This is a genomic window from Phaeodactylibacter sp., assembly GCF_040219495.1.
In the GTDB taxonomy this organism is placed as follows: domain Bacteria; phylum Bacteroidota; class Bacteroidia; order Chitinophagales; family Saprospiraceae; genus Phaeodactylibacter.
The window spans coordinates 17,852-40,293 of sequence record NZ_JAVJSK010000036.1; the positions used below are offsets into that span (position 1 = coordinate 17,852).

Consider the following 22,442-nt stretch of genomic DNA (forward strand, 5'->3'; position numbering starts at 1 on the left):
AAATTTCGGGAATCTATGGTAAGCGGCGAAGCAGTAATCGAACCAGCAACACCCATGGGAAGCCGTGAAGGAGAACATCAAACCAGTCGAGTGCCTTCATGCCCACAGCACCGCCACTTATCCACTTGATTTTTCCCCAGATGTGGGGCTCAGGATAGAAAGGCGCCAGACCGAGGGTAAGGCAGAGCAGGAGGACGAATTTCCAGTCGTTGAGCAAAGACATAAAATCAGTATTAGTTGACCGCAAAGGTACGACGGTTTCACCAATTCAGCACGGCTCCAAAATAAAAGGACCTTTGTTGCAAGTATTGCCAGGCGAACGCAGAATAGTCCGGTGCCGTAAAAATCTGCTCCTGCTGATTCTCAATATTTAGTGCATTATTCAGGGTAATGAAAGCGACCAGGAACGACCGTTGCAGCGGTATCGTTTTCGACCAGTTTAAGCTCAGGCTGTGGTAGTTATCCATTCGAGCCTGATTCGGCAATGCCGCAAAGATAGGCTCATAGGCGTTGGCCTGCTGCTGCCATTGGCTCCCAATGACCGGTGTGTACCACAGGCCTTGCCGGTGTACCCAGGCAGCGGAAAGGTTGAACAGGGATGGGTTGTCATAAGTGAGGAATACCCTGACAAAGTAATCCAGATCATTCTGACCATTAAACACCATGCCTTCAGGGCTTGTATTTTCTACATCCAGGTAGGCATAGGAAGCCTGCAACTCCAGGTGCTCATGAAAGCGGTAACGCACCTGTGCTTCAATGCCATTTATAAGGCGGCGGTCGGTAGCGGTCCCATCTTGTGCAAACCGGATATCTCCACCTTCACTTTTATGAAAAATTGCCGCATTCAGGCCGATTTTTTCCGTATCATAGGCATACTCCAAGGCTCCCTGATCACTGTAAACATAGTTAAATGCCCGGTTGAAAAAATTGGGGTTGAGGTACCCGTTGTACTGTCCAATGGTGCCAGACAACGTATGTTCGTCCGTGAAATGAAACTTGGTGATCAGCTGCCTGGAAAAATAACCCGGCTGACCGGTAAGCACCGGGATGTTCTTTCTAAACCCGGAAATCACAGACAACCGTTCACTGAAGAACCGGCTTCGGCTCAACAGATAAAGCTCCGTGTTATTATTTCGGGCCGTGCCTGATATTGGGCGGGCAGGGTCCGTTGGCCTTACCGCAAAGTAGTAATCAGGCTCTGATCCCCGGAAGTGGTACCGCACCTCTTCTGTGGTGATCCCTGCAGACAGGGTCCAGGTCTCAAACAAGTTGAGCTGACCATTGAGTGAGGCATAATACCGCTGAGATTGATTATCATCTCTGAGGTTACCAAAGTCAAACACTGAAGCGGTGAAATCTCCGCTGACATTTGCCGAAAGCGACCAAATATCCCCCAGCAAACGCAATCTCGCCACCTGAAAATGGCGGTTGGTTTGCGCTTCAGCCGGCCCCCGATGGGCGAATAAGTTCAGGTCGAGGGCGCTGCGCTCAGACAAACCATAACCATACCAATCGAGCAAAAGGTTGGTACGGAGCTGACTGTGCAGTTTAAACCCACCGTCTGCCACGCTGAATCCCCGGAGGTCAGGGATATTGCTGCCATTTACTTCCAGGAAGGCACCGGAGAACTGATGATTGCCGTACACATGCAGGCTGCTCCGCTTCCCGAGAGGGCGCCCGTGAAACAGCCCCGCATTGCCTAAGCCTGCGGAAGCCTGCCAAAATGGATCGTCCACCTGTTCTACAGTCTCTACCTCTACCATGCCTGCGGTGGCATTTCCATACGCCAGGGAGGGATTACTGGCGAATACGGTAACCCGCTCTACCATTTCGGTATTAAAAATACTGAAGAAGCCGTTCCCGCCCAGACTGGTAGACCGGACCGGGTTGGCTAAAGGCACGCCGTCCAGTACCACAATACTCCGCCCACTGGAAGAACCCCTCAGGTTGACTGCTGCGGACTCCTCTGTATTGGTAGAGCTCGGCAAAACCGTTAATGCCTTGAGTGGGTCAGCAAAAGAAAAGGGAATGGTGTAGATGTCGAATTTATTGAGCTCCATAAGAGCAAAATCCTGAGCAACCGGCCGTTTAGCTGCGACCTGTACTGTTGTCAGGATATTGGTGTTCTCTTCGAGGGTGATCTGTAAAGCCTGCCCGACGCGGGACAGCGGCACCTCCTGCGTTTCATAGCCAAGAAAGGAAACGACCAATGTGTCCTCAGGGCTGCTAAACGGCAAAGAGAATCTCCCGTCCATATCCGACAGTACGCCAGTGGCAGGATGCTGCTTAAGGTATACATTTGCAGCAAAAACGGGCGCTCCGCTTTTGTCGATAATTTGGCCGGAGACCTCATCCTGACCAAACAGCACAGCAGGGATAAGCACAACCCACAAAAGACCTAAGGATTGGATATTCACTTTCATGGCTCAGCGGTTTTAAAAAACCCCGGCCGCCATAATCTTATGGGACTTGGCCGGGGCACAATACCTGTTATTACATTTTAGATATCTTCAACCTTTATGGAAACAGGGCCGGAATTGCGGCTAAATCAATAATTTAGCCACCTCACCCAGGCGGTAGCTATCCGGGAATTCCGCGACGCCCTCTTTGTACAGCGTAACGGCCTCTTCCTTTCGATCCTGTTCCAGTAACAGTTCAATCAGTAGTACATAAGCATCTTCCTTTCCCCAGCTCGGCAGATAGGGATTGGCGATACGTTGGTCTGGCAGTTCAATAGCCTTTTTGAAGTAGGATTCCGCTTTCTTTCCACCACCGTACTGAGCAGGCGTATAGTAGTCGATACTGCCCAAAACGTAGTGCGCTCTTAAATTCTCCGGGTCCAGGTCAATGGCTGCAAGCCCATTTTTCTTGCACCGGTTGGATATGATCCCAGCTTTCATACCCGATACAAACTGGATAGAGAAGCTCTGCATGTAAGCCAGCAATGCCAGGTCTTCGGCATTCTTGCGTTCTTTGGCTTCCAGGATTTCAATTCCTTTCAGGACGGCGGCTTCGCTGTTGTCATAGTCTTCGACCTCACCAAAGAATATGGCTTTATAAAAGTAGTTATAAGCCAGCCAGTAGGGTCCTATTTGCGGTGATTGCGGCAGTGCCTCTGTTAGTTTTTTCTCCTGATCCAAAACGGGCTGGACATCCTCCTGAAGCATTGCAGAGACGAAGGCATTGAAAATCTTATCCTGTATGCCTTTGAAGAGGGAATCTGAGGCGATCAGGTTATAATCCAACTCTACCGTTTGGGAGTTACCTTGGTTGCAGGCGCTGACCTGCATGCTTAGCAGAAATAGGAAAATGAAATAAACAGGTTTCATGATGAATCGATTTTTAAAGTTAAAATTCTGGTTTCAAGCTCATTAACAGGGAGATCAGCAGCGTCCATGCCATAACGTGGGCGTACCATCGGTTGGTGAACCAGCAAGCTTTCACTGCTTCCTGCATATTGGTGATGTCTTCCTTGGCGTTTTCTTTGATGTCCCGCTCGAAGAGCAGCATAGAAAAGTCAGAGAAGAAGGGATTGGTTTCAATAGCAATCTGAAGCCACAGTGCATAGAATAACCACTCCAGCCCCCAAAATGTGTTGTTGTAAGCCCAGGCAAACAGCACCAGGGTTACCGCACAGCCACTGACCATAAAAATGATCTTTCGCCAGTACGCTTTCCGCTGAATATGCACACTAATATAAGGCATGTAAGTCCGTGGGGCAATCCCCAAACCCTCTACCCGGTAGCCCAGCAGCGTCGCACTTAGCGCGTGCCCTCCTTCGTGGAGGAGCATGAGCACGGGGATCGCCGCAAACGTAAGTATCCAGGTCAACATAGATTATCGTTTTAGCTGATAGTGATAAAAAAGGTAACGGAATAAAGCAAAATACACTACAATGCTTACACTACAGTAAATCAGGCTCACCGTGAGGAACTCGCCCCGAATGACATTCAACACATGGTTGAGTGGCAGTAGATCGGCTATCCGGTTCAGAGCAGGGTTTACCTCTCTGAGCGGATAATAGGCGTTGCTTAGAAAAATCAGTAGAAAGAAGATAAAATTCAGCAGCCCGTTTGAAACCCGGACCCGGATATTTGAAAAGCTGAGCACTAAGCCCAGGGCAGCAAAACAAAGCATACCCACTACGCTCCCAAGACTGATGTATGCTAATTCTGACAGCGTAAACGTGTAGCCGTACAAGATAAAAGCCAAAGTAAACATGAGCAACGCCATAATGACGATAAATAAGGACCGGCTCACCGCGAGGCTTGCAAAGTGGCTGACTGTACTGGCCGGTAATACCCTAAAGTACCGAATCATATTGTATTCATAATACTCCTTGACCACCTCTCCGATAGCAAACATGCCCTCGCTGGCCAACGTAGCCCCCAGAATGCCCGTAATCAGGAAAGATATGTAGGCAGGGTCTTCTGCTCCCCCCCAAATCATAGAAAAAATCAGGAAAAGGAACACTGGAAAAACAAGGGTGAAAAAGACGGCCTGAGACACCCGGAAATCTGTGACTAACCGGTAGTATATGGTTGCAGTAAAGGTTTTCATACCGTAAGTTTTTTAGTAGATAAAGCATAGACGTCCATTAGACTGGTATTCATGATGGAGTAGCTGGAGGTCAGCCTGGCTATCCGCCCGAGCAGTTCATCGAGGTTGGAAGGCAGGATATGCAGCTGCTCATCCTCTTCATAGAACGCTGCTTGCTGTTCCTCAAGGAATGCAGTCAGTGCAGGCTCATGGCGAACGACTACCTTTCGGTCAAAGGGCAGATATTCCTCAGAAAGCAACCGGTTGGTCGAAATCATAGGCATAGGCATGACGCCCTTACTGAGAAAGATGATGCTGTCTGCATGCTCCTGCGCTTCTTCCCAGGAATGGGTGGTAAAAAGCACGGTCCGGTCGGGATTGGACAGAATGCCTTTCTCCCAGACTCTCCTGCGGCTGAACGGATCCAGCTCGCTGGTCGCTTCGTCCAGTATGAGGAATTCAGGGTTATGCATTAAGGCGAGTAGTACCCAGACCTTTTTGCGTTCGCCCTTTGACAGGTAGCGTATTTGCTTATCCAGGTGATCCTGCAACTGAACCGCTTCCAAAAGCTCTGGTTCCGGTAGCGCGCCCGGCAGTCCGTAAATCGTTCTGAAATACCGGATGACTTCTTTGACCTTCAGCAAAACGAACGCTTGCAGCCGGTCAAAGACTACGCCGATCCGCTGCCGGTCGATTTTTTGGAAGGGCTGCCCGAATATCGATACGGAACCTCTATCCGGTTCAAGGGCATGGGTAAGGAGGTCTATTAAAGTAGACTTGCCCGCACCATTGTGCCCCAGGATAGCCACTCGCTGTCCGGGCTCGATGGCGAACCCAACATCACTGAGTAGCGTTTTGCCGCGGACCTGATAGGAAAGGCGCTCACAATTAAGTATTGTTGTCGTTTTCATTTTTTCCGATGTATTGTACACTTAAAATGGATTCAAAAACACCATCAACGCCAAGCAGGTCATTAACAGGCTCGTCCATAAACCCGCCCAGCAGGCAGCTACCGAGCCCCAGCGCTTCCGCATTGAGGCTCAGGTTCTGGCTTACGCTGCCACATTCCTGGAGGATGAAACGGTAGGCACGCTCCCGGTACTTGATAAAGGTGCGTTCAAATACAGCCGTTGTCAAAACCACTGCACTAGCCTTAAAGGCATCTACAAAACTGCTTGCGGATGTGGCTTGCTCTACCGCTGCTGCGTCAACCTTTTGGCTGAGCAGCTCCAACCCATTACGCTCCGGGCAATAGTGGTACAAGCCCTTGGGTATTTGCCCATCAAGCACCACCACATAGAGCTCGAGCGGGTATAGCCCCCCGGCTGATGGAACAGTGCGCCAGCTCCATTCTGTATTTCCAGCAGCTTCTCCTTCTCCGGCCTGACGGGCAGTAATACCGTAGGCATGGTGCAGCAGGTGGTAAAGCTCATTCATGGAGATGCTGTAGGGTTGAAACTTCCGTACACTGCGGCGATTGCGCTGCAATTCGAACAGATGGGCATCCGGATAGAGGTTTGCCTCTACTGCCGCGTAGGGCTCGAAACTGAAAAACTGAGTTCCCGGATGTACCTTGTAAGGCTTGCTTGCCCGCTCATTAATATAAGGGTTGTTCATCTGTTCTGCCAGTTGCCCCTGCCGCATCAGGTCCCAGGAAGCGAACTTGGAATTATCGTGATAAAGCAGCGCCAGGGAGTTAAGGTACTCTTCGCTCGCATACAGTGATGCATCGCGTTTCCTGTACTTTGCTTTTATAGCTTCTAATGTAAGCATGGTTGATTCAGGTTTTCAGGTTTACGGAAAGGGATGAGGAAACTTATTCAGGCTGTGGTAGTCCCGGTTGGACAACCCGAGTGCCTTCGGTACTTCATAGAGCCGTTTCCCACCCAGGAAGTAGAACGGGTAGGCGCCGTTCATTTGCAAGAGCTGAGGGACGAAAGTGCTTGTAGCATAGTACCCGCAATCCCGTACATCTGGCAGGGTAAGGTCACGGACCAATACGTTGTACCCTTTCCGCCGAAATATCTTCAAAAGCCTCTGCAGCTCAACTTTGGTTCCGCCTTCGGGCGCGGATTCATGCAGGTTGATCTTCTTTGTCGGCTTTGCATTCCGCCAGGGGTCGAAGGCGTGCTGCAATTCGGGGCGCTTGAGGTAGAAAATAGAGTGGTCCTCAAAGTTTTGTATCTCGTTGAAGTCATCCGTTGGGTGCCAGTCCTTCTTTTCGGCCAGGAGGTAGCGGAAGTAAGATACAGCTTGCCCGATCTCCTGAGTTACCTTCTTGAAAGCCTCGCCGTAGGTGCCCCTTGCCGAGGTACCAACTGCTACAAAGGGACCAAAATCGGCTTGTCCGAAACAAATCCCAAACACGGCAGGCACTCCCAGGTCGTAGTTGATGTCAAAAAAGTGCCATTCGTAAGAGGTCGGGAACAGGTTATCCAGGTAGTCCTGAATTTCTCCCGTGATCCTGATTTTCTCCCTGAACATATTGTGTGCCCAGGTCATCGTGAAGCTATCCCGCTCAATGCATTCGTACAACCCCAGCAGGATGGCACGGTAAAAGTCAGAGTGGGCAGCAAGCCCTGTAGAGGTATTGATATTGATCCACTCATCTTCGCCCGTCCAGGGCAGGTAGATGAATGCTCCCGGCACGTGAGACTCCCTGCCTGTCGTTAGGTCTTTACAGGGAAACCAATGAAGCTTCCGGTCTTCTGTAAACCGGTACATTTGATAGCCTTCTTCCTCGTAATACTTATATTGCTCTTCGTGAAACAATGCGTATTCACTGGGGTGTACTGCTGGTTTGCCTAACTCGCGGTAAGAAGCGTAGGTTGCTTCCTCAAGATTGTAGATGGATGGGCAATACCGCTCTATTGTTTCTCCAATTGTAGTGAGTACGGCATGCTCCCAGGTGGCGCCACAGCCGCTGCTACGCCCTCCAAACTTTTCCTGGCTGAAAACACTCGTATCACATGGCCAGATACCAAACGCGACGAGGTTGGGGTCGGCATTCATGGTGGGCAATTTGGTGATGTGGGAAAGCAAACCTAACTCTCCGGAAATCATCTGATACCCGCGGTTCAAAGTTGTGATCGTACTATTCATGGCGTAAGCTTATGGATTCTAACCAAGGTGAAGAATTGTATTCCAGTTTCGGCTTGCAAACCTCGCAGGTCGGCACCTTCAGAAGCCGGTGCGAAGTAACCTGAAGACTATTAACGTCTAGTACAATATAATTTCGCCACAGGGCAGGTACTGACCAGTATTTGAAAAACTTGATAACTTCCATTAGCGCGAGTGAGCCGGTTGTGCTGTGAATAAGGGACTGGGGATAAAGAGCGTAGTCTGGTTTTGCCGCTTCACCTGTCTTTTCCAGGTGATCCTCATAGAGGCTATCGCAGGCCAGCACTGCTTCTTCTTTATTGCTTTTGATCCGCTTAATCAGACAGTTGTAGCAGCCCGTTTCTTTTCCGTAAAAAATAGGCCCAATTTTGATCTGATCCAGGTTGAGCCCTTCAATGTACAACCAGGGCTTGTTCTGTGCGATGGCTACTTTGTTGATGACCTTGAACTGAGTGGGGTTCCAGGCTGAAGCTTCTGCGATAAAGAAGTCCACTTCACTCAAAAAGTCCTCCAACTGTTGCTTGCTGAAAGGCTTTTCAGTAGACAGCTTTGCCACCGACTTGAATTCAATAGGCTTGGCTTGCTGTTCAAAAAGCTCAAGTACAGCGCCTGCACCGATAAGTCCCAGCCTCACCTGAGACAAGACGTATGGAGCTTCCTGCTCCTCAGACACTCCCTGCGCGCCGGGCTCCAGGTACTTGTACAGTGCGGCAGGCAGCAAATTGAAATCCCGCAGCTCTTCCAGCACAGTGATCACCCGTTCTTTTCCATACTCTTTTTCCAGTTTGCTCAGCCAGCGATTGGGAAAGAGTGAGAACCCCTGTCTGGGCTTTTCGTACCGTTCCTTTATGGCTTCGAATATGGCGCGCTTTTCCGGCTCATCAAAGGTAACCGTGTATAGCTCGTTTCGGGTACGGACCTGATACTGTTCATCAGGCCCGGGAATAACGTGGAACTTTTCCATAATCAGTCAGTTTTTGTCATAAATCCAGAGGGAAGGAGTGAGCAATTGCCAGTTTAGGCAACTGCCCTGCTCCTTTAGCATCGCTGCATACCGAAGATTACTCTCCGTTATCAACCTTGCGCTTGCCACCGATTTGGATACAGCAGCAGCAGTTACAGTTGCAGCCAGCGGCTACGATGCGGTTGTTGCGCTTTGCGTTGCTCGTGAGGTTCTGGATTTTCATGATAAATGGATTTAGAAAATGATGAGAAATGGTTAATAAAAATTCTTATAGTCCGAGAATGTCCTCATCGATGATGTGCGTTTGCTCATTTTCGGTAGTTCCATCCTCTGCATTGTAGTTGTCAATTGGTGTGAAGCCCATGATCAGGGCAATCACGAGTGTAATAACAGGCATAACAGGTTGCTTTGCGACGATTAGCACACCAGAGTGGTCTGCTTCAATCTGATTCTGAAATTGATTTCAAGGAACCGGTAGCGAACCGGATGTTGCCGGCAAAGATTTTCTGTAGTGCATATTTGCTTTCTTTTCTCTCTAAGTACATTACAAAGGTATGAGGCCTGCCTACGATTCGCACTAACAACGAAACCGCCTCTGTGAAAGAAAAAAACAAGCTATTCTGTAGGCAATATTCTTATAAGCATTTAACAATCAGGTATTTATAAAAACCATCCGTTTACAAGTTTTTTTATACTGCTCTTTCTAACTTTTGAAAAATTAATCCAGTCACAGGCCACTAACCTCGTTTTCTATCTCAAGTATTTTTGAACTAAAGCCAAATATTATTGTAAATAACTCACCTGCATACAGAAGAATACAAATAGCGTACAACCTGATATTACCTATGAAAGATATAAAACCCGTTGTAGACTTTCTTCAGGAACACCGCATGCAGCAGGTCGATGTACTAACCAATGAAGACAATGAGAGCCGCTACGCTGCCTTTTTTGAAAAAGTAAGCCAGCGGGAATTAAGGACAGATACAGAAGCCGCCGCCTACTTATTCAATAGCACGCCCTCTGCCCCCAGATTCAGAAAGTTCAAGAGCCTTTTCAAAAAAAAGCTGCTCAATACCCTTCTTTTTGTCAATGAAGCGCATCCCCGGTTCCCACCCCATACCCGTGCCACTATTCAGTTGGAAAGAGAGCATTGTGCCATTCAGCTTTTACAGCACTTTGGCTTACTAAGAATTGCTTCCGGAATGGCGGAGAAGCTACTAATCAGGGCCAGGAAATATGAAGCTACTGCGATCTGCAGATCTTTGTTGAAAATTATTAAGCACGAATGTGCCAATGTGGATGGAGATGAGAAAAAGTACGCAGAGCTGCAGCAGGAATTCCAGGAGTTTTATGCTTTAGAGCAGGCAGAAAACGTAGCGCTGGGGTACTATGAAGATATTCGATTGAAATTTATAAACACCTCTGTAAGCCGTCGGGACCTGGGTAAGCAAGCCCTTACCTACGGAAAGCAACTCGCACCAATGCTCTCCAATTATGAATCCTGCTTTTTCCATTTTTACACCCGCCTGGTACAGGCTTCTGCCCATCTGCTGCAACGTGACTATGCATCGGTCATAAAGGTTTGCCAATGCGGTATCGAGTTTTTCAAATCTAAGCCTTTTGAGTATCACCGAGGGCTTACGACACTCAGGTCTTTTATCCTTATTGGATGCATACAGCTTAAACAGTACGATACAGGCTGGCAGGTGAGCAGGGAGAGCCTTCAGCTGCATGAGACAGGGACCAGAAACTGGTTTAATACTATTCGCATCCAGCTTCATCTGGCGCTCCATTGCAAAGAATACTCAAAAGCATTTGATCTGTTTGCCTCCGCTCGTAAACACCGGAAGTTCCGTACCCTTCCCGAACGGGATCAACAGGTTTGGAATATTTATGAAGCCTATCTCTATTTCCTGATTTCAATCGGGCAAATCGAAGACAAAAGCATCGAAGACCTGCAGGCGGTCAATCGGTTCCGCTTTCATAAATTCCTGAATAGCACGACCACCCTTCAACAAGATAAAAAAGGGTACAACATCGCTATTTTGATTGTTCAAATCCTAATCTTTATAGCCGATAACAAACACCTAAAAGCCATAGACCGGATTGAAGCGATCTCTATGTATTGTTACCGTCACCTCCACAAGGAAAATGACCTGTACCGAGCCAACTGCTTTATAAAAGCAGTGCTGGAACTACCCAAAGCGGGCTTCCATAAAGCTGCATCTATCAGAAAAGCCAGCGTGCACCTCAAAAAGCTCAATAACCATAGTACAGAACAGGCTGTTTACAACCACGAGGTGGAAATTCTCCCGTTTGAAGATGCGTGGTCAATTCTTGTTATGCAGCTGTAAGAGCGTGAATTAATTATCTTCACAGCATGGCAGAAAAAAACGCTACTCCTTCTATTTTTACATTGCTAAGCTTTTTCCAAAAAGCCCTTCATGAGCAGCCCGGTCAAACGCTGGAGGAATTCTGGGGCAAACACTCTAATGTGCCTCCCCAACAGGCACAACTCCTCACCCCCGCCTTCCTCCAACAGCAGCTCTACGGGCAAATCGCCCGCCCCTGGGAACGCCTCAAGCGCAACAAGACCAAAAAATCCGTCCTCAAAAAAATAATGGCAACTGACTGGGCAGACTTTGAAATCCTCAACCTCCACCCTACCCTTTCCAGGAAACCGATGACCCTGAGCTTCGTACTGGAATTCCTGCGCAACGCCATCAGCCATGATAAGGTCCGATGGGACAAGGACCTGAATGCGACCTTTGCGGACTGGGACAGCAACAAACTCCGCTTTTCTCTGCCGGAGCTCATCCGGTTTATGGAGGCTTTTGAAGCTTTCCGCCAATCCTAAAAGGACTACTTCGTCTTTTGCTCCACCTCCCAGTCGATATCCCAGCGGCTGAGGTAACCCTCAATCGGGCCGAGTCCGACTTCAGCACGCCGCTGATTTACATATTCTGGCTCCAGGATGGGAAAGGGCTCGTAGGTTTCTGTTTCAGGGTTGAAACGTACCTGAGAGCCATACTTCTGAGGCTTATCCTCCCGGGTTTGTATGCGGTCGTACATCAGCGCGTAGCTCGACCAGCTGGCCTCCTCATCTTTGCAGGCCGATTCGATCATGGGCAGGTAGCGTTTTTGCAATTCATAGTCGGCGTGCTGAATGACCAGGAAAGCAGCAGAAGCAGCAGTACCGCCCACCTGTGAGCGCAGGGGCCAACCGTTTGCTTCAATGATTTCAACCAGGGCTTCCTGATTCTCTTCGTTGATGCGGTGTTTGAGTTCCCAGATCGCCGGTGTCATTATATTGCGGCGCCCCAGCTTCCCTTCTGCTACCCGGGTATGCCCATAAAAGGCCTGATCGGTTTGCATCATGCGCCAAAGCGTACGGCCCAGCTCAGGTTTTTGGTACTTTCCGTGCACGGCTTCCACTTTCTCCATCTGCTTTTCCGCCAGCGCCTGATAGCGGTCATCTTTGTACAGAAAAACAAGGTCGGGGTCGCGCATCATGAGCACGGTGGAATCGGAGGGCAGCGCTTGCTCCAAAAACCAGAATGCCGAATCCCGATCATTCAGCAGGGCGTATGCACAAGCCATGTTGTACGTATTCGTGAAATCGTCCGCATCCTGCTCATAGCCCTGCCGGTATAAGGCGATAGCTTCCGCTAAATCTCCGGCTTCCCGGAGGGAGTCTGCTTTTAAGGTAACCGGCATCGGGTTTTCCTGAGCCTGAGTGCAAAGCGTAAAAAGGAAAAGGAATAATAAAGTCAGGTGATTTCTCATGGTAAATGGTTTTTATCGATAATAAATTATTGAAACCGGCTTAGTACCAGCGCACGATAGGACTCGATCGGCATCATACCTACTTCCATCCGGCGTTGGTTGAGGTTGTCCGGGTCTTCCACTTCTGCCAGTTCGATGGTTTTGGTGGCCGGATCAACTTTGGAAAACTGCGTTCCGTAGCGCTGCGGTTTTCCGGCATTGACCTGAATCCGGTCGTACAGGTAAGCATAATCCTGACCATCCAGTCCGCCATTTTTCACCGCTGCTTCAATGTAAGGCAGTTGGGCCTTTTGCCAGTCCGGGTCCCGGTCCGCATGCTGAATGAGGATAAAAACAGCGTGCATGCCTTCCTCTCCTACCAGCCCGGCTGTGGGAAAGCCATGCGTTTCTATGATCGCTTTTAGCTTTGCCCGGTTTTCTGCATCCACCTCTACCCCATCCACATAGCTCATGCCGGAAGTATCAATACTAAACGCTTCTATCAAATAGTCCTGCACATTGCCGCGCGCCAATTGGTCCCGCACTTCCATCGCGATCAGTTGCCGCTGAAGCACGGTATCCTGAGGTTGCTGATCGTCTCTCGTACATGGAATAGGGTTAGGCTTTTGTTCCAGGTATAACCCCTTTTGGCAAAACGCTTCCCAGGTATGTTCTGACTGTAACGCCAGAATAGAATCCCGTTTTTCCACTTGTCCAAGATTCTCCAGTACCTCCAATCCGGCGATTAAAAACCGTAACTCCACGGTGTCCGAATAGGCCTGAAGCGAATCAAACTGTTGAGCAGCTTTACTAAAGTCTTCCTCAAAAGTACTGACGATCATACGCCAGCCCAGTTGCCACTGTTCCGTTTTGCTCAGCGCAGGTGCTTCGGTTTCAGGTGCAGTTTGACAGGCCATCATCAATAGGATGAAGGCCAAAGCTGCTAAGCCTCTTTTCATTTTCATTACTTTAAGTTAAAACTAAATGTGACGGGCAGGCGTTTTTGCTGCCCATCGGTATCCTTTATGACCATATCTGTCAGGAACAAACTGCTGTTTGGCTCAAGGTCAGCAAGGTGTTGTTGCACCGTGGTATCCTCAGCAGATTTAGATTTCAGCGTTACCCCCTTCCCGTCTTCCGGTATGATCACCAACTCGAATTGCAGCACCGGATACTCCAAACCTCCAATTTCCAAAAGCATCCCGTCCTCAGTGGTATGCTGAAAGGCATGCAGAGACTGCACACCAGTACCCCGGGTGCCGCTCAGGCCACGCCAATGAAAAGTCATTGCCTTATCGTACAACTCATAATACTCCGGTATAGTATCCGTATCGATATATGTGGCATGCAACAGTTCCACTCTGTTAATTTCCGGCTCCGGGACTATAGCCTCCTCTTCCCGGCGCAAGCGCTCTACGGTACGGAAACCAGTTATAGGCAACACATTGACATTTGGATCATTGGCGTACTGTTCGTACATCCAACGATGTTGGGCCACACTAGTGTCCATGCGGATGAGGGTAGGCGCTCCCGACCGGTAGACAAACTGGAAAGGGTCCAGGGATGGCTTCAGCCGGAGCGTATCAGCTTCGGCCGCAATGGGTCGTTCCTGGTTGATTTTTAAAATAAGCCGCCCACGGTCGGCGCCGTTGTCTAAACCAAAGACCACCTGTAGCTCGAAGGCATCTGTGCGCTGAGCAGCTACCCTTAGCCAGCGCTGCCCGGCTTCAGAGAACAAAGGCGTAAACTTCATACCTTCATCTGACCGGTCATAACTCCACAACATCAGACTATCGGTACCCACCGGTTCCCCATTAAAAGTAGCCGACCACTCTGCTGTTATCAGGGCTGTCAATGCCTCTGCCGGGAGGTAACGAACCGCTTCACTCGCCCGCCCGTCCCGCTGCCGGAGGACCCAATTGTAATCCCCCCATTGGATTTCAGTGCCGGAACGACGCAGCCATGCTTTTGGCCGGGGCAGCTGATCGACTTTACGGCGGGAGAACTCCCCATAGCGTTCACTGAAAAGCCCGTCCTGAAAGACCCGCCCGGGCTCCGGTGAAATGCCAACACCCAGGCTAGTGTAGAACGCTTTTTCATCTGTGGTACGGGCAAGAAGGTGCAACTGATCTCCTTCGCTTAAGGCTGCCGTTGCCTGCCTCCAGATTTCCTGAACTTCACCGGGCGAAGCCGCTTCCAAAATCTGGTCAGGCCCGCTTTTTTTGATGAGGTTTACACACAACTGTTCAACCTCCAGGCACTGCCCTCCTTTGGTGATTTGAAAAGATGTGTTTTTTATCCTCGCCAATCGACCTGGCTCAACCTCCTGAATGATCGTTCCGACAGTACTGGCGAACGGATGATTGTACCATTGCACACCCAGCAACTCTTGCCCCAGCTGCAACCGGTAGGGGCTGCTTTCCCAGGGATGGTGGGTATTGATTTTCTGAATATTCTCATCAGCTAAAGCCACACAAAGTTCGGTCTTCCCGTCTTTCGCCCTTGGGCCAGCAACCTTCATCATAGCGTACACTCCTGCCTCCATCATAGCCACCCGGAGATCATCAGAATACACCTTACCCAAACCAATAATACCACAACTCAGGCGCCCCCAGGCATCTTCCACCGCCAAAATGAGCACTAAATCCTCCTCCATACCAACCCCGGCTGGCCAGCAGTCTTTTAGCCTGCCCTTTACCGAAAAGGAATGAATCAACTGACTGCCCCTGTAAAGCAAGGCCTGCGTCTTATTGCGCCACAACACCTGCTCACCCAGCACCAACTCGAAGCGCTCAGCGCTCAGGGCACGCAGGGCAGCGGGAGTCAGGAAGGTAGCCGAAAGAGCATTGTCCGTACCACTAAACTGCGCCGGGCTGAATACCGGTAACCGGTAAGGCCCCCAGGCCAGCCCGTCTGCCATTTTATCGGGTTGACCGCCCCAGGTGGTAAAAACATCCTGCCTGGCGAAAGCGTCCACAGCCTGACCAGCCCGCTCAAAACCGCCTCCCGGCAATTGTTCCGCCAAATTGAAGGAAAACAGCACGACCAATAAGCCCGTCAACGGCAGCACCGTCAGGTACTTGGCTGCCCGCCAGGGAGCCGAAGACCGCTGCGCAAGCATTTGCAGGCGGCTTCTCAAATGAGCCGCAAAGGTATTGGACAGGGGATGACAGCTCTGCCCCACGCGCTGTAGGGCCAGAAACTGCGCGTAGGTATGCCGGCTACCGATTTCCCGGGATACATACGCATCTGCAATGTATTCATGCACCTGCTGCAGGGCCGTACGGTAAGCGTAGACCAGCGGGTTGAACCACTTCAATATCAGGTAACACTCCATCAACAACACATCAAAGCTGTGCCGCTGCCGGACGTGTACCAGCTCGTGCTCCAATACAATACGCTTGGCTTCAGGCAGGTCATCGCCCTTCCAAAACACATAGCTAAAAAAACTGCTCGCCGGGATATCGTAGTCGGGCGTAAGCAAGGTGTAGCGCCCTTTCCGTTCCCGCTGGCTTCGCCGGATCAGCCTCCACAGCGCAAACAAGCGCAGGCTGAGCCGGAACAGCATGAATAACGCCCCTGCCACGTAAAGCCCGAGCAGAATGTCCGCCAGGCTTAAAGAAAAAGCTGGCGTGGGTGTAGCCAGCTGACCGTAAATCTGCATTTTTGTTAACTGTGCCTCCCGAACCACCGGCAAGAGCACCCCGCCAACACCGGTAGACGGAGCGGCAGCGTGCTCAATGCGAAAAATGGGGATAGCAAGCGACACCACCGGTATCAACAGCAGGTAAGCACGGTTGAATTGAAAAAAAGTCTCCCGGCGGAGCCATAAATGGTAGAGCGCGTAAAACAGCGCCAAACAAACACTTGATTCAAGTAAGTACTGCGTGACACTACTGGGTATCATGATCCTCCTGTTTTTTGATCTTGTCCAGCAAGGCTTCCAGCTCACCGTAGGAAACTTCTTCTTCTCTTACAAAATGGGAGAGCAGCGCCTCCGCTGAGCTTTCAAAATAGGACTGCATCAGGTGCTGAAAAGCCCGGCTCCGGTATTCTTCTTTACTTACTGCCGGAAAGTAACGGTAGGTTTTACCAAAAGACTCATGCCCAATAAATCCTTCGCCTTCCAGTTTGCGGACAACGGAACTGACCGTTGTAACGGGTGGTGGCGGGGGCTCAAGCTCTGCTATAATTTCCTTAACAAACGCCCGCTCCAGCCGCCAAAGGGCTTGCATTATCGCTTCTTCTTTTTCGTTTAACCGTCTCATACCACAAGTATACAACGAATTTTTCATTCAATCAACTATTTTTTCGTTGATCAACGAAAAAATAGTTGACTACGCCATTTGTTGCCGGATATACTGCTCCTGACGCTGCTGTATCTGTTCGTCCGGAGCGTAAGCGGTGATCCGGTAGGTATGGGCAGCTACTTGTACGACTTTGGCCGGGTAAGCCGGAGCAGTCCAGGGCGAAGCAGCCAGCAGCTGCTCCAGGCGCTGTAGCGCATTCGGGCCTTCGCATTCGACCTCAAAGGTAAATGGCGCGAGGGCAGTCTTTTCGACAGATTGGTAAATAGCAGGAGCTCGCAGCAACCGGTAAGGCAAAACCAACACGCCTCCGTCTTCGCCAATCAACTTGAGGCTTCGGGCGCGCATGGCTTGAATCTGGTAGGTTTTACCCTCATAATTGAGGTGATCGCCCGGGCAAATATCGCCTTCCAGCTTAAAGAGGAGGCCCGGGTAGAAATCCGCCCACCAGGACCAGCTCAGCACTGCGAGCAGAGTAGTCAGTGCAAGTGCGAAAACCGGTGAGGCGAGTAGTAACCGGTAGAAGGCAAAAACCGCCCACACCAGCCAGAGCACCAGGCTTACCCTTAACAATAGTTCTTCCAGCTGCCGCCGGCGGCGGCGGCTCTTGACCAGTGGCAGCCCGTAGTATTTTAAGGAAGCCGTAAGCGCATAAATCACCACGCCCAACAAACCGAGCATCAGGACCAATCCCAAAGGTAGCGACGATAGTTCCATTACAGCATGCCTTTTTCGGTGAACAATTGCCCCAGGTAAAAACGTACCTCTGGCTTTAACTCCAGTACTTCCCGGTCATGGGGGACAAGCAACTGACTCCGCTTCAGCTCGGCTATACGCACTTGCGCCCAGTCTGCTCCTTCGGCAGGGAACAACCGGATAAAACGGCGGTGGGTCAAAGACCGGTGCAGGTACAGCTGCAGTAATACAAAATACCATTCTGCATCTTCCAAAACCGGAAAGTCATGGCGGTGAACTGACGTTTCCAGCCAATGCGTTGCGCCTTCTCCGACACGAAGATGTGCCAGCCAAAGCCGCAACGCCATACCAATATTCCCCTCACTTTGCCGGTACAAACGCCGGAACAGCTGGTCCCAGGTTTTTTGCCGGACCGTATCCTCCGCCTGCCCTTCTGCCACTAAAGGTACACCACCGGTTTTATGGCGGGACCAAACGGCTGCCCGCAGATGGGTAAGGGAAAGTGGGCGAAGCACCACAGTAGTAATCATCGCTTCGTCGATAGGGCTTTGCGTTCTTAGCACCCGAAGAGTATTCAGGTTGCAACTCAGCAAAAACACATGCCTTTGCCCAAACTGTTGCACGGCTTCCAGCAGTTGCCCGAATGCCTGCCCGGTTTCTGCGCCCCGTTGCCACCACAACTCAATATCTTCAAGCAGGAATACCGTGCCCGCTGAGCTTTCTTCCAGCAAGGTGCGGAGTGTGCCCCGTTTGCCCGTGGCCTGCTCAAAGGCCTTCTGCAGGGCCCGTGGCGAAGTGGCACCGCCCAGGGGTGGGATGACCTTCAGGTAGCTGCCTCCAAAAATCTGCCGGGTGGCGTATTCCAGAAAATAACTCTTCCCGCTCAGGGCCTCTCCAGTGATAAGGATGCCGCCGCCCGGCCCCAGCTGCAGATCGCCAAGTGCTTCCTGTACTTTCGCCAATTCAACATCGCGGCTATCAGAGCGGGTCCTCAAATTGAGGTGCTTGCCGGAAAAAAGCTGGCGGTAATAATAAGGATACTGTGCGCTGACCGCCGGTTCAGGCCCTACAGCTTTGGCGAATACCCGCAGCCGGTCGCGGTCGCTACGGAGGGCCTGCTCCCGGCGCTCTACGGCTGCCTGCGCAACGTCTTCTTGTTTTTGAGCAGCGTACGCACGCATGTTATCCCACTGAGCCGTTAAGGTCTCTTCTAACCTCCGGCGCCACGCTACTATACCCCGTCTCCGGCTCTCCTTTCGGACATATTGCGACAGCACCTCGGCCTGCGCGATGATGTGGTCTACTGTCAGTGCTGATTCGGTCCCTTCGTATTGTTCATCAATCTCCGCCTGAAATGCATTGAAAACATCCTTTACCTGTTCTTCGAGTGCTTGCAACTGCAAAGCGGACTTGTCGAGTATATCAGATAAGGCTTCCAAGCCTTTTGCATCCTCCGCAGCGTCTACACCATAGTGCAGTAAACTGCCAATATTGAAAATTTGCCCGCTAAGGGGGTTAAGTTGCTGCCGCAGCCGGATCAGCGCTTCCTGCAGAGCATTAGAAAACCGGGTGTCGACCAGATAGTCAGCAATTTCAAGCAAAGAAAGCTTCAGGGGAGGCTGACCTTTGGTTTGTAAATCCCGGAATTCGCGGCGCGTAGCCTGATCCATCAATTCGACCTCTACTGGCAGCGGTGCTGTGATGCGCCCGGATTGCTCAACGAACTGCCAGAGCACCAGTTCTGTGTTATCCAGGTCTTCTTCATCCCGCTGAAAGGGCGCCATCGTCAAGGCTTCGGTAGCCCCGTGCTCCAGTTGGGTATTGAGGGTACGGCAAGCTTCCTTGAGGCTCTCGATTTGCACCATTAGCCCGCCTGCATAAACTTGTTCCAGTTGGCTGCTCACCTCAGATTTTAGCTCATGCAGCAGCAGGGCAGCGTAGGCCAATTGCTGATTGACCTCATAGTTGCGGTGGAAGAGTTGCTGATTGGTATACCAGGACCGGCTGAAAGCCTCAATATCCTGCGCAGCGGATTTGGCGGCTTTCTTGCCCCACTTTTGCTTTTCCTGCCTGAGCCATTTGCCCAGCTGCGCAGGCTTTGTTTGATCGGCCAGGGTGTTGCAAAGTGCCCGGTCTTCATTGCGGAGCTTGGTCAGGGGCCTGCCCACCATATTCTCTAACTGCTGCCGGAGTTGTTCAAAGCCTTCTTCCACCTGCCCGGCGACCAATGTGCTTATCTCTGCTAAAGGCTGGTTTTCTCCCGATTTCAGTTGCTGATGAATTTTGCGGACCAGTTGCCGGTTCGCTAACATAAACCGGGCGCCGAGTTGCCCAAAATCCAGCAGGGTTTCCTGCAGGACTATTTTGTTGCGCCACTTGGCCCATTTCAACAACGGCCGCCTTAACCGAACGCGCCGGCTCTGCCCCTGCTCTGTTTTCAGGCTGATTTGCGGGGGCATTTGATCTAACACTTGCTCAACTGCTGCCAGATAATGGGAAAGTGCTTCCGACAAAAGTTGGGACAAGCCCTCCAGCTCCTGCTGCCGGAACACTCCGGAACGTGCTCTGAGCTCGTCCAGATGCGCGACCAGCGTCTGTGTGGAAAGCACCTCTGCACCCGCTGCCTGATCCAGCAGTTTTACAAATTCGGCTTTCTGATCCGCTATCCAATGCTGAAAATACTGCTGAATGACCAACAGAGCCTGCGCTGCAAGTTCGTCTGCAGCGGTTTCCAAACCAGTATCCAGCGCTTGAACAGCCGCCGACAGTTCATCTTCTGAAGGCAGTTTAAGACTTGCCAGAGCCTGGCTCTTGCCGGGCTCAAAGATTTGCTTTTGCTCCAGTTCTTTGAGCCCCAGTTGTGTGGTTTCGAATGTAGACGATGCTTTGACCAACAGCGTTGTGCCAATGAGCCCAACCAGCTCGTTGGTCTGCCTGACGAAAGAAGCCTCCGTACCAGGGTCTATTTTTGGTATGCCAATAAAAATAAGGTCCGCTTCCGCAGAAATGGTCTTCATCAGGTCGTAAAAGGGCGTACGGTCCAGGGCATTATTCATCACCTTGATCTCTGCTTCCACCCGGAATTCATCCAGCAAAACCTGAATCCGCTTTTCAATCATCCGGCGGTCAACATTAAGGTCGTTGACGAGGAGTACCCGGATGCGGGCGTTGCGCCATTCGTTGGAAGCACTGATGAAGCGCGCCAGGTGGAGCATCAGCTCGGCATTATTGCTGATCCCCCTCCACCACATGTCGATTTGCTCCCGCTTCCGGAACCCCCAGCGCTTGTCATAATCAAGGTAGAGCACGTTGTAGTCCAGGTCAATCAGGCGTTCAGTCATTTGGGCAAACCAAATAGGGTCTTGTGTATTCTTGGCCCAGCCCATCAGTACCGTATTCGGCTCAAGGCCGGAAAAGCCGAAGGTCGTCGCAATGGTTTCTATACCTTTATAGACATTGCTAACCTCAATACGGCGGCCAAAGACACCATACTTTTTCAGTAGTTCGTCATTGACTTTTTGCTTGTGCCGGGGGAAAAGCACCTTTGACTGCCGGTTTTCCACTAGGTCAAAATTGGTAACCATCCCAACCTGCCCGGCCAGGGTTTTCCCAAATTCAATCAAATGAGGCCGCTGCTCTGAGTCCCCGCTAAAAAGCATGATGTTGGGCTTCCAGTTCCGCTTGTGGTCCTCCTTGACCTCCATCCGTTTAAGCCCGGACTTGACAACGGTGGACCAGACGCTCTGCCAGACATCTCCGGTGCCCAGACTGACTTGTTTGCGCTGCAGCCATAGGAATACCCCGCCAATCAGCACGAGGGCTGCCACCATCGCCAGCATATCCAGCTTGAACATGACGGCAAAGGTCGCCATGAAGCCCACCATCCCAATCCACTTGCTGACCCGGAAGGAAGGCTTGAAGTCCGAACTGGCCCAGCTTTCCAGAAAAAAAGCAATATTGATAAAGCCGTAAGCCGCCAGGTAAAACATGGAAACCACCCGGGCAATGAGGTCCAGCTCGCCGATCAGAATCCCTCCTTCGGCAATGATGACCGTCAGGATCAGCCCATTGCGGGGCTCATTTGCTGCCCCGACGCCTTTGGCAAACACACGGGGGGTAATCCGGTCTAAAGACATCGCCTGCAGAATACGTGGTGCGCCCAGTATGCCGCCGATAGCCGAGGAAAGTGTAGCGCCCCAGATGCCAGCGATCACCGCCGGGCCCCAAACTGAAATTTTCTGGAGAATACTGTAATCAGAGCGCAGGACTTCCAGTTCTACGTTATTGTATAAGAATACCGCCAGGGCCATATAAACAACAAAGCCCACAACGATAGCCGCAATAGTACCTACGGGTATGTCCCGCTTGGGGTCTGCCAGATCACCCGACATTGCAATTCCCGCTGTAAAGCCGGTCACCGCAGGGAAAAAAATCGCGAAGACCGTTTCCATAGGCACCGGTTCACTGACCAGTCTTTCCGGAATCACAGCCTCAGGAGGGCTCCCCCCCATAAAAATAGCCACCAAAGAGGCCACAATAGCCGCCAGTATAAAAAATTGGGTTTTGATGGCCACCGAAGTACTGATGAAGGCCAGCACCAAAAGTAAAAACAGAAAAAGACTACCCGTGCTCCGCATCCCATTGATGTCCATACTTAGCCCCAGGAATGCGTTGAAACTCTCCGCAAAACCCACTAAATAGAGCGCGATACTTAAAGCCGTACCCACAAATAACGTTAGGCCGATCGCTCCGCCAATGGGCAGTCCCAGGCTGCGCGACAGCACGTAGTAGACGCCGCCTGCACCCACTTTCTTGTCTGTGGAAATAGAGGAAATACTTAACCCGGTACTGAAAGAGATCACGTGGGCAATACCTACAACGATAAGGGAGCCCCAAAGCCCGGCATTACCAACCACCCAACCCATCCGCATGTACATGATCACTCCCAGAATGGTCAGAATGGAAGGTGTAAAAACGCCATCAAATGCCCCGAATTTCTTTTGTCTGCTCATCTTTGCCAAGGTAAGAAATCTCTACCACTCCCCGAAAAT

General features: G+C 50.9%; 19 protein-coding genes. 2 read left to right on the plus strand and 17 right to left on the minus strand.

Features of this window, described 5'->3' with window-relative positions; genetic code table 11:
• Window positions 1-13: 13 nt before the first annotated feature.
• The 11 genes from RIC19_RS05115 to RIC19_RS05165 form a co-directional block, all read right to left on the minus strand.
• Window positions 14-223: a hypothetical protein gene (locus RIC19_RS05115; RefSeq protein WP_350177215.1), complete on the minus strand. Its 210-nt coding sequence runs from the start codon at window positions 221-223 to the stop codon at window positions 14-16.
• A gap of 37 nt (window positions 224-260) precedes the next feature.
• Complete coding sequence (locus tag RIC19_RS05120; protein WP_350177216.1) at window positions 261-2,423, minus strand: TonB-dependent receptor plug domain-containing protein; 2,163 nt, start codon at window positions 2,421-2,423, stop codon at window positions 261-263.
• A gap of 120 nt (window positions 2,424-2,543) precedes the next feature.
• Window positions 2,544-3,329 carry a hypothetical protein gene (locus RIC19_RS05125; RefSeq protein ID WP_350177217.1) on the minus strand — a complete coding sequence of 262 codons (786 nt, stop codon included), beginning with the start codon at window positions 3,327-3,329 and terminating at the stop codon, window positions 2,544-2,546.
• Between the two features lie 19 nt (window positions 3,330-3,348).
• Window positions 3,349-3,834 carry a hypothetical protein gene (locus RIC19_RS05130; protein ID WP_350177218.1) on the minus strand — a complete coding sequence of 162 codons (486 nt, stop codon included), beginning with the start codon at window positions 3,832-3,834 and terminating at the stop codon, window positions 3,349-3,351.
• 3 nt (window positions 3,835-3,837) lie between these two features.
• On the minus strand, window positions 3,838-4,560 hold the full coding sequence (locus RIC19_RS05135; protein WP_350177219.1) for an ABC transporter permease: 723 nt from the start codon (window positions 4,558-4,560) through the stop codon (window positions 3,838-3,840).
• Window positions 4,557-5,450, minus strand: a complete 894-nt coding sequence (locus RIC19_RS05140) for an ABC transporter ATP-binding protein (RefSeq protein ID WP_350177220.1) — start codon at window positions 5,448-5,450, stop codon at window positions 4,557-4,559. Before RIC19_RS05140 ends, RIC19_RS05135 begins: the two co-directional genes overlap by 4 nt.
• Window positions 5,428-6,312: a SagB/ThcOx family dehydrogenase gene (locus RIC19_RS05145; RefSeq protein ID WP_350177221.1), complete on the minus strand. Its 885-nt coding sequence runs from the start codon at window positions 6,310-6,312 to the stop codon at window positions 5,428-5,430. The genes RIC19_RS05140 and RIC19_RS05145 overlap by 23 nt, the downstream gene beginning before the upstream one ends.
• A gap of 21 nt (window positions 6,313-6,333) precedes the next feature.
• Window positions 6,334-7,641 carry a YcaO-like family protein gene (locus RIC19_RS05150; protein ID WP_350177222.1) on the minus strand — a complete coding sequence of 436 codons (1,308 nt, stop codon included), beginning with the start codon at window positions 7,639-7,641 and terminating at the stop codon, window positions 6,334-6,336.
• A complete protein-coding gene (locus tag RIC19_RS05155; protein ID WP_350177223.1) occupies window positions 7,634-8,623 on the minus strand; it encodes a TOMM precursor leader peptide-binding protein in 990 nt (329 codons plus the stop codon). The genes RIC19_RS05150 and RIC19_RS05155 overlap by 8 nt, the downstream gene beginning before the upstream one ends.
• Window positions 8,624-8,720: 97 nt before the next feature.
• Window positions 8,721-8,846 (minus strand): hypothetical protein, encoded by a 126-nt coding sequence (locus RIC19_RS05160; protein WP_350177224.1) that lies wholly within the window; start codon window positions 8,844-8,846, stop codon window positions 8,721-8,723.
• A 45-nt stretch (window positions 8,847-8,891) separates the two neighbouring features.
• Window positions 8,892-9,020 (minus strand): hypothetical protein, encoded by a 129-nt coding sequence (locus RIC19_RS05165; RefSeq protein ID WP_282783865.1) that lies wholly within the window; start codon window positions 9,018-9,020, stop codon window positions 8,892-8,894.
• A gap of 448 nt (window positions 9,021-9,468) precedes the next feature.
• Between RIC19_RS05165 and RIC19_RS05170 the strand changes: the two genes are divergently transcribed.
• On the plus strand, window positions 9,469-10,977 hold the full coding sequence (locus tag RIC19_RS05170) for a hypothetical protein (RefSeq protein ID WP_350177225.1): 1,509 nt from the start codon (window positions 9,469-9,471) through the stop codon (window positions 10,975-10,977).
• 26 nt (window positions 10,978-11,003) lie between these two features.
• Window positions 11,004-11,480, plus strand: a complete 477-nt coding sequence (locus RIC19_RS05175) for a HEPN family nuclease (RefSeq protein WP_350177226.1) — start codon at window positions 11,004-11,006, stop codon at window positions 11,478-11,480.
• Window positions 11,481-11,485: 5 nt separating this feature from the next.
• On the opposite strand, the gene RIC19_RS05180 is transcribed toward RIC19_RS05175, so the two are convergent.
• From RIC19_RS05180 to RIC19_RS05205, 6 genes are all read right to left on the minus strand, one after another.
• Window positions 11,486-12,409, minus strand: coding sequence for a DUF6624 domain-containing protein (locus tag RIC19_RS05180; RefSeq protein WP_350177227.1), 924 nt, complete (start codon window positions 12,407-12,409; stop codon window positions 11,486-11,488).
• A gap of 26 nt (window positions 12,410-12,435) precedes the next feature.
• Complete coding sequence (locus RIC19_RS05185; RefSeq protein WP_350177228.1) at window positions 12,436-13,347, minus strand: DUF6624 domain-containing protein; 912 nt, start codon at window positions 13,345-13,347, stop codon at window positions 12,436-12,438.
• 5 nt (window positions 13,348-13,352) lie between these two features.
• On the minus strand, window positions 13,353-16,295 hold the full coding sequence (locus tag RIC19_RS05190) for a M56 family metallopeptidase (RefSeq protein WP_350177229.1): 2,943 nt from the start codon (window positions 16,293-16,295) through the stop codon (window positions 13,353-13,355).
• On the minus strand, window positions 16,282-16,656 hold the full coding sequence (locus RIC19_RS05195) for a BlaI/MecI/CopY family transcriptional regulator (RefSeq protein ID WP_350177230.1): 375 nt from the start codon (window positions 16,654-16,656) through the stop codon (window positions 16,282-16,284). Before RIC19_RS05195 ends, RIC19_RS05190 begins: the two co-directional genes overlap by 14 nt.
• A gap of 69 nt (window positions 16,657-16,725) precedes the next feature.
• Window positions 16,726-17,412 carry a hypothetical protein gene (locus RIC19_RS05200; RefSeq protein WP_350177231.1) on the minus strand — a complete coding sequence of 229 codons (687 nt, stop codon included), beginning with the start codon at window positions 17,410-17,412 and terminating at the stop codon, window positions 16,726-16,728.
• Entirely contained in the window at window positions 17,412-22,403 is a 4,992-nt protein-coding gene (locus RIC19_RS05205; RefSeq protein WP_350177232.1) for an APC family permease, read from the minus strand. Before RIC19_RS05205 ends, RIC19_RS05200 begins: the two co-directional genes overlap by 1 nt.
• Between the last annotated feature and the right edge of the window lie 39 nt (window positions 22,404-22,442).

What these genes read in the sequence shown, in the direction of transcription:
- RIC19_RS05115 (WP_350177215.1), bottom strand. Translation starts at nt 223, where the DNA reads ATGTCTTTGCTCAACGACTGGAAATTCGTCCTCCTGCTCTGCCTTACC.
- RIC19_RS05120 (WP_350177216.1), bottom strand. Translation starts at nt 2,423, where the DNA reads ATGAAAGTGAATATCCAATCCTTAGGTCTTTTGTGGGTTGTGCTTATC.
- RIC19_RS05125 (WP_350177217.1), bottom strand. Translation starts at nt 3,329, where the DNA reads ATGAAACCTGTTTATTTCATTTTCCTATTTCTGCTAAGCATGCAGGTC.
- RIC19_RS05130 (WP_350177218.1), bottom strand. Translation starts at nt 3,834, where the DNA reads ATGTTGACCTGGATACTTACGTTTGCGGCGATCCCCGTGCTCATGCTC.
- RIC19_RS05135 (WP_350177219.1), bottom strand. Translation starts at nt 4,560, where the DNA reads ATGAAAACCTTTACTGCAACCATATACTACCGGTTAGTCACAGATTTC.
- RIC19_RS05140 (WP_350177220.1), bottom strand. Translation starts at nt 5,450, where the DNA reads ATGAAAACGACAACAATACTTAATTGTGAGCGCCTTTCCTATCAGGTC.
- RIC19_RS05145 (WP_350177221.1), bottom strand. Translation starts at nt 6,312, where the DNA reads ATGCTTACATTAGAAGCTATAAAAGCAAAGTACAGGAAACGCGATGCA.
- RIC19_RS05150 (WP_350177222.1), bottom strand. Translation starts at nt 7,641, where the DNA reads ATGAATAGTACGATCACAACTTTGAACCGCGGGTATCAGATGATTTCC.
- RIC19_RS05155 (WP_350177223.1), bottom strand. Translation starts at nt 8,623, where the DNA reads ATGGAAAAGTTCCACGTTATTCCCGGGCCTGATGAACAGTATCAGGTC.
- RIC19_RS05160 (WP_350177224.1), bottom strand. Translation starts at nt 8,846, where the DNA reads ATGAAAATCCAGAACCTCACGAGCAACGCAAAGCGCAACAACCGCATC.
- RIC19_RS05165 (WP_282783865.1), bottom strand. Translation starts at nt 9,020, where the DNA reads ATGCCTGTTATTACACTCGTGATTGCCCTGATCATGGGCTTCACACCA.
- RIC19_RS05170 (WP_350177225.1), top strand. Translation starts at nt 9,469, where the DNA reads ATGAAAGATATAAAACCCGTTGTAGACTTTCTTCAGGAACACCGCATG.
- RIC19_RS05175 (WP_350177226.1), top strand. Translation starts at nt 11,004, where the DNA reads ATGGCAGAAAAAAACGCTACTCCTTCTATTTTTACATTGCTAAGCTTT.
- RIC19_RS05180 (WP_350177227.1), bottom strand. Translation starts at nt 12,409, where the DNA reads ATGAGAAATCACCTGACTTTATTATTCCTTTTCCTTTTTACGCTTTGC.
- RIC19_RS05185 (WP_350177228.1), bottom strand. Translation starts at nt 13,347, where the DNA reads ATGAAAAGAGGCTTAGCAGCTTTGGCCTTCATCCTATTGATGATGGCC.
- RIC19_RS05190 (WP_350177229.1), bottom strand. Translation starts at nt 16,295, where the DNA reads ATGATACCCAGTAGTGTCACGCAGTACTTACTTGAATCAAGTGTTTGT.
- RIC19_RS05195 (WP_350177230.1), bottom strand. Translation starts at nt 16,656, where the DNA reads ATGAGACGGTTAAACGAAAAAGAAGAAGCGATAATGCAAGCCCTTTGG.
- RIC19_RS05200 (WP_350177231.1), bottom strand. Translation starts at nt 17,412, where the DNA reads ATGGAACTATCGTCGCTACCTTTGGGATTGGTCCTGATGCTCGGTTTG.
- RIC19_RS05205 (WP_350177232.1), bottom strand. Translation starts at nt 22,403, where the DNA reads ATGAGCAGACAAAAGAAATTCGGGGCATTTGATGGCGTTTTTACACCT.